We start from the raw sequence: 6,989 nt of genomic DNA on the forward strand, positions 1-6,989 counted from the left end.
CTATCGCTGTTAGGATAAGGGTTTATAGTTAACACGTTGTGGCGCAATCAAAGCGTCTATATAGCCTACAACCCCTATTCTACCGTTACTTAGGTGTTACTCAAAGCCATAACAGGATCCATCAATTTGTAGCCATAAAATAACCCCTAGGGGTTTAGTCTAGGGGTGTTAATTTATGAAAGGTTGACGATTAGATTAATCTATCTGATAGATAACTCTGAGAAATGCCTTAGCTTCTGGAGTGTCAACATCAAACCCTAACGCTGTTAACCGTTCTATGGCTACATCCAATGGTATAGGTAACTTAGAGCATCCATCGAGAACTTCTAAGGTAGCGTCAATCCCTTTTGTTTTATATTTACTCTCGTTGACGATTGTGCTATGACCCATAAGTCTCGCTCGCAACTCGATAGGTAGTCCATACTTTTCACCTAACAGGTTGTACAGCCTACGAAAAGCATATTTTTGGGTTACCGGGCATTTCATGAATTGAAGTCGTTGACTAAACGTTGTCTCAAAGCCTGTAACTATGCTTTTGGGTTTACTGCCTTTTTTAGGGGTGTATTGAGGCAATAAAGGTTTTTTCAATTCCAGAAACTCAAACATTTCAGGGCTGGGAATTGGAGCTACAATCCTTCCCCCTGTTTTGATACTCACTTTCCGACCTTCTGAGTCAGTAAAGTAAGTGTAATCTCCTAATACCAAGTAATTGTCTTGATTATCAGGGTCTGATAGTGCTTTGATAGTGATACCATCATCCGTTACAAATGGCTTAGTTAGATTAACGGCGGCGGCTATCTCAGTAGGTCTTAACCCGTACATTACCGCCATACCAGTCACCCATAACCAATTATGCCTTGTTAATTGATGTTGAGGGTTTTTAATGTTATAGGCTTCCTGTTTAGTATTAAGCCACCAATCCTTAAATACATCAACAGCTATCCGTTGTTTCTTTCTGAATTGTGTTTGTTTGGCGTTAATAGGTTCAAGCTGTTTGAGTAAATGGTCTTTGTTAGGTGATTTCTCAGCTATGGCTTTTAAGATGTAGTAACGTTCCTTGAAGGTTTTGGAGCCTACTAATTGTTCTCCATTCTGCAAGGGAATATATAGCATAGCCTTGAAACTCTCCCAGCTAGGATATTCATCCCAATTAGGAAACAACTTGAAATATGTCCCTTTAGTAGACTCGTAAGATGCTAAGTCGCTAGCGATATCGCGGGAACGTTTCCTTCCTGTGTTGCGGTTGTACCCCGCAAAATACTCATCCTCAATTTGTTTAAAGATGTCCCGGTAAGTTATCAGATTATCCTCAATCTGGTTCTTTCCTAAGATAGTCGCATCGTACCAATCCCAAAATTCACTAGCGCTAGTGATAGTCCCTAGGGCTTCAGATACCAACTTAGCTTTCTTAACGCCGTCTATCACCCCTTCTGGAGTACACTCAAGGTTAGCCGTTTTGGGTAGTCGTTTTCCGGTAGGTGGTTGCTTAAACTGCAATAGTAGATTGTACCTAGCCCCGGACTTTTGTAGTTTGAGTGTCACTCCTTTGGGACATTCCCCTTTAAAGTCTTGATAGGCTTTCAAGAATCTAGCGTAACTCTCATCGTAGTTGCCCTTTCCCCCTACTGTAGGGGTATCAGTAGCGTTACTCATTTTTTACTCACTTGTTACTCTGTTATGGCTTTGAGTAACACCTAAGTAACGGTAGAATAGGGGTTGTAGGCTATATAGACGCTTAACAACCATCTAGCGATCGCTAATAAGCCAAAGGCTGATTTGTTTGAGGTGGCGAAGACCAGGGAGGATTGACAATCGAGGAAAGTTCTCGCCCCGTAGCCGGACGCGGCTCTGCCGGTTGTACATATATAATATTATCTGGCGTAGGAATTTCCAAACCCGCATCAGGATCTTGAGCTGATTCTACAATAGTATGTTTGAGTATTTCCTTAGCCAGCCGCAGTTGTTGCTCTTGTTGTCGCAGATGTTCTAGTCTCGGATATTCTCCTGTCCAGCGAGACTCCCCATAAACCTTCAGCCCATAGAAAGTCATAGCACCTCCCATCAACACACAGGCTGCCACCGATGATATTTGTTTCACCGTAATTAAGCCCTTCAACCATAGCGGTAGTTCCTGCCGCCTAGGCAGCACTTCCACCACTGTTGTAGTTTTAGCCTCTATCGTCCTAATGGGAGATTCCTCCCGGGAGTAGGGAGTCGGTTTGACCATCCGGTTCTGACGAATGCGATCGAGAGGAATCACATTGTGAGACTTTCGGACCTGTACAAAAGGATTCACCTCGACCCGTTTACTGGGGCGGCGGGGTTTAAAGGCAACAGTCATCACTTACACCTGATCACAATGTTAGTTAGTTAGTTTTGCTCAGACCTTTCAGGCAACCACAAAAACATTAGGGTTATTGTACCACAGATGATATGCTCTGGTGTATCTTGAACCATGAATTTTGGCCGATAAATGTCCCAAGTTTCACCCAACTTTGTATACTTGTGTTAAATTAGCCCCTAATCCAAATGCCCGATTCTGTAACGGCAATACTTAGGCGGAAACTCCTAGGACGCGATCGCGGCTCAAATTCACCGAGCAATTAGCCAATTGGCGATCGAGGAATTAAGGCTGATTGGAACCGATGATCTAGCTTACAGTTGACCAATGTGGTTGTGTGCTGCCTCCAGAACACACACCGAAAGCTGGCTGGCTACCCCATAGCCTAAATGCCTTTTTCGATCTAGGGACTGTAGGTTCAGAACCGCGTTTCTGTGCTGGCAGTCGAAGAAATCCCATTAAATTGAATTTGTGGGAGTGTTAACTCTAGTAATCTTTTTGTTGTAGAGCGTTTGATATCCATGACCATAGCATTAGATCAGATTGACAAGATTGTTTGGAACCATCACCACGACCCCTTTGAAGTCCTAGGCCCCCATCAAATTGAGAAAGATGGAAAAAGCCTATGGGCCGTGCGAGCCTATCTCCCCACCGCTGATGCAGCATGGGTTGTACTACCCGAAGAACGGAAAGAGTACCCCATGTACTCCGTTCATAACCCCCACTTCTTCGAGTGTGTTATTGATATTCCCGAACTGAAAAACTATAAACTGCGCTTCAAGGAAGGAGAACACGAGCGCGTCACCCACGACCCCTATGCTTTCCGTTCCCCCAAATTAACCGATTTTGATATTCACCTATTCACCGAAGGTAATCACCATCGTATTTACGAAAAACTCGGCGCTCACCCCATGAACCTAAATGGCGTGGATGGCGTCTACTTTGCCGTTTGGGCTCCCAACGCTCGCAACGTCTCAATTCTGGGGAACTTTAACCACTGGGATGGTCGCAAACACCAAATGCGGAAATTTGGTAACGGAGTCTGGGAACTCTTTATTCCTGAAATTGGCGCAGGAGAAGCCTACAAATACGAAATCAAAAACTTCGAGGGTCACATTTACGAAAAATCCGACCCCTACGGCTTCCAACAGGAAGTCCGACCCAAAACCGCTTCAATTGTAGCTGAGTTAAATAACTACAAGTGGAACGATGACGAATGGATGGAAAAGCGGCGGAACACCGACCCCCTCGACCACCCCGTCTCCGTTTATGAATGTCACCTAGGTTCTTGGAATCGCGCTCCCTTTTCTGAACCCCACACATTACCCGATGGAACCGTTGAGCCTCCAGTCCAAGCCGTAGAACTTGATCCTGGTAGTCGGTTCTTTACCTATCGGGAAATGGCCGATCAAATGATTCCCTACGTCAAAGAACTAGGTTTTACCCATATCGAAATTCTACCAGTTGCCGAACACCCCTTTGATGGCTCCTGGGGTTATCAGGTTACAGGCTACTATGCTCCCACTTCCCGATTTGGCACCCCCGAAGATTTTATGTACTTCGTAGATAAGTGTCACCAAAACGGTATTGGGATAATCGTGGACTGGGTACCTGGTCACTTCCCCAAAGACGGTCACGGGTTAGCATTCTTTGACGGAACCCACCTTTACGAACACGGAGACCCCCGCAAAGGTGAACACAAAGGATGGGGAACCCTAGTATTTAATTACTCCCGCAATGAAGTCCGTAACTTCCTGGTAGCTAATGCTCTGTTCTGGTTTGAGAAGTATCACATCGATGGCATTCGCGTTGATGCTGTCGCTTCCATGCTTTACCTCAACTATTGTCGCGAAGATGGGGAATGGGTCGCTAACGATTATGGCGGGTGCGAAAATATCGAAGCTGCTGACTTCATTCGCCAGACTAACCATGTCATTTTTAGCTACTTCCCTGGTATCCTCTCCATTGCTGAAGAATCCACTTCCTGGCCAATGGTTTCCTGGCCTACCTATGTCGGTGGCTTAGGCTTTAACCTCAAGTGGAACATGGGTTGGATGCACGATATGTTGGATTATTTCCACATGGACCCCTGGTTCCGCCAGTTCCACCAAAATAACATTACCTTTAGTATGTGGTATCACCACAGCGAGAATTTCATGTTAGCCTTGTCCCATGATGAGGTCGTACATGGTAAAAGCAATATCCTCGGTAAAATGCCAGGGGATGATTGGCAAAAATTTGCTAATGTCCGGGCTTTATTTACCTATATGTTTGCTCACCCTGGTAAGAAAACTATCTTTATGGGGATGGAGTTTGCTCAATGGAAGGAGTGGAATGCTTGGGGAACCTTGGAATGGGAAATGTTGCAGTTTGATGCACACAAAGGGATTCAGCGCTTTTTTAAAGATATAAATACTCTCTACCGCAGTGAACCCGCCCTCTATGACCAGGATTTTGCGGAAGCCGGGTTCCAGTGGGTTGATTGTACCGATAATCGCCATAGCGTGGTCTCTTTTATCCGCCGCTCTAAAGATACCGATGAGTTCGTAGTGGTGGTTTGTAATTTCACCCCCCAACCCCATAGCCATTACCGCGTCGGCGTTCCCGAAGTCGGTTTCTATACGGAATTGTTTAATAGCGATTCTGGCGAATACGGCGGCAGCAATATGGGTAATTTGGGCGGAAAATGGACTGATGAGTGGTGGTTCCATAATTATCCCCAATCCCTTGATTTGTGTCTGCCTCCTCTCGGCGTGCTGATTCTCAAGTTGGATAAAGAGAAAACTGCTAAGGCTTTTCAGCAGTCGGAAACTGATGATGGTGAATAAGTCTAATTAAGACATTGTGACAACAGAAAACCTGGTTTCTTTGCCGAAGCCGGGTTTTCAGTTTTTGGTCATCAAATATCAACCAGTGCGTCGGTCTGTCTTTCCTGCTCAACCATACTCTCAACCCTCACCCCCAACTCCTTTCCCATACCGGGACAGGGGAGTTCAAAAATTGCTCAATTATTTCTCCCACCAGAAAAAAGGAGAGTAGTTCATGAATCCTTATTTATGATATCATAGCCAGAAAGTTTTTATTATCCATAAAGAAACAGTCTCTAGTATGAACCTATGCGTCAATGTCTCAACCCCGACTGTCTCCAGCCTAACCTTGATACTTCCCAATTTTGCCAAAAGTGCGGTAACAAGTTACTCCTGCGAGAAAGGTATGCGCCCCAGTCAATTTTAGGACAAGGCGGTTTTGGTCGGACATTTCTGGCTATTGACGAAGATAAACCCTCAAAACCCTATTGTGTAATTAAGCAATTCCTCCCCCAAGCTCAAGGAACAGACAGTACCGAAAAGGCTTCTCAATTATTTGCACAAGAAGCACAACGTTTAGAACAACTGGGCAAACATCCCCAAATTCCCGAATTAATGGCTTATTTCACCACAGATAATCGTCAATATTTGGTTCAGGAGTTTGTCGAAGGGGAAACCCTAAAATCTGAGTTAGATCAAAACGGTTTTTTTTCACCAACCCAGGTGAGAGGATTATTAATAGGACTGTTGAAAATCTTAAAGTTTGTTCATGGTCAGCAGGTAATTCACAGAGATATTAAACCAGAGAATATCATTCGCCGCCGTAGTGATAATAAGTTATTTTTAGTAGATTTTGGGGCAGCTAAGGTCGTCCAACAACAGCAGCGCACAGCTACTGGAACAATTATCGGTTCGGCGGAATATTGCGCCCCGGAGCAGTCTATGGGGAAAGCTGTATTTATGAGTGATTTATATAGTTTAGGGGTAACTTGTCTGCATTTATTAACAGGAGTTAGCCCCTTTGATTTATATGACCCGATGAATGGAAAATGGGTGTGGCGAGATTCATTGAATGGGAATGTTGTCAGTGATGAATTGGGTAATATTTTGGATAAGTTAGCAAATCCTATACCAAAACACCGTTATCAGTCTGTGGAAGAGGTGATGAATGTTGTTAGTCCGCCTCTTCCTCCTAAGCCTGTAGGGGAAGGGGGGGAATTAAAGTCCGCCGTGGGGATGGACTACAGAAGGTTGCGTGACTTACTCGCTGGGGGGAAGTGGAAAGAAGCAGACGAGGAAACAAGGCGCGTTATCTTAGTTGTGGGTAAGCGGGAAGACAAAGGTTGGTTAGATAGTACAACTACTGAGAAATTTCCCTGTAAAGACCTCCGCACTATTGACCAATTATGGCTCAAATATAGCCATGGGCGCTTTGGTTTTTCTGTGCAGCAACGCATCTATAAAAGTTTGGGGGGAACCAAAGAGTGTAACTCAACAATTTGGGAATCTTTTGGAGAAAGGGTAGGATGGAAAAAATCCCAAAATTGGTTGGGTTGGAAAGATATTATTTTTGATATTACTGCACCAGAAGGACACCTTCCTTTGGGTGTTGTTGGTTCATGGAGTATTGGAAATGTGGGTGGTGGATGGGTAGGACATCTTTTATCTCGTGTGGATGGTTGTCAACTCTCTGTTCCACAAGTTATAAATACTGTCCGTCCTGTTTTTCCCCCTAACAATTCTTGTCTACAAAAAACTCTCATGGGGCATTCTAACTCGGTTTATTCCGTAGCATTCAGCCCGGATAATCAAACCCTGGCTAGTGGGAGTTCTGACAAGAC

General features: G+C 44.5%; 3 protein-coding genes and 1 pseudogene. 2 read left to right on the forward strand and 2 right to left on the reverse strand.

Translation table 11 applies throughout. The annotated features are described in order from the left end of the window. Nucleotides 1–195: 195 nt before the first annotated feature. Together P5674_RS14625 and P5674_RS14630 are read right to left on the reverse strand one after the other, a co-directional pair. Nucleotides 196–1,653 carry a recombinase gene (locus tag P5674_RS14625; RefSeq protein WP_315670063.1) on the reverse strand — a complete coding sequence of 486 codons (1,458 nt, stop codon included), beginning with the start codon at nt 1,651–1,653 and terminating at the stop codon, nt 196–198. 103 nt (nt 1,654–1,756) lie between these two features. Next, on the reverse strand, nt 1,757–2,341 hold the full coding sequence (locus tag P5674_RS14630) for a hypothetical protein (protein ID WP_006616629.1): 585 nt from the start codon (nt 2,339–2,341) through the stop codon (nt 1,757–1,759). 521 nt (nt 2,342–2,862) lie between these two features. Here P5674_RS14630 and glgB point away from each other — a divergent pair. Continuing rightward, a complete protein-coding gene (gene glgB / locus P5674_RS14635) occupies nt 2,863–5,169 on the forward strand; it encodes a 1,4-alpha-glucan branching enzyme (protein WP_006616628.1) in 2,307 nt (768 codons plus the stop codon). Nucleotides 5,170–5,457: 288 nt separating this feature from the next. After that, nucleotides 5,458–6,989, forward strand: a pseudogene (locus tag P5674_RS14640) (GUN4 domain-containing protein); the annotation flags it as partial.

The sequence above is a fragment of the Limnospira sp. PMC 289.06 genome, from assembly GCF_032350395.1.
Taxonomy (GTDB): domain Bacteria; phylum Cyanobacteriota; class Cyanobacteriia; order Cyanobacteriales; family Microcoleaceae; genus Limnospira; species Limnospira platensis.

Bases quoted from the DNA above. Each gene is read 5' to 3' on its own strand.
- P5674_RS14625 (WP_315670063.1), bottom strand. From the start codon at position 1,653: ATGAGTAACGCTACTGATACCCCTACAGTAGGGGGAAAGGGCAACTAC.
- P5674_RS14630 (WP_006616629.1), bottom strand. From the start codon at position 2,341: ATGACTGTTGCCTTTAAACCCCGCCGCCCCAGTAAACGGGTCGAGGTG.
- glgB (WP_006616628.1), top strand. From the start codon at position 2,863: ATGACCATAGCATTAGATCAGATTGACAAGATTGTTTGGAACCATCAC.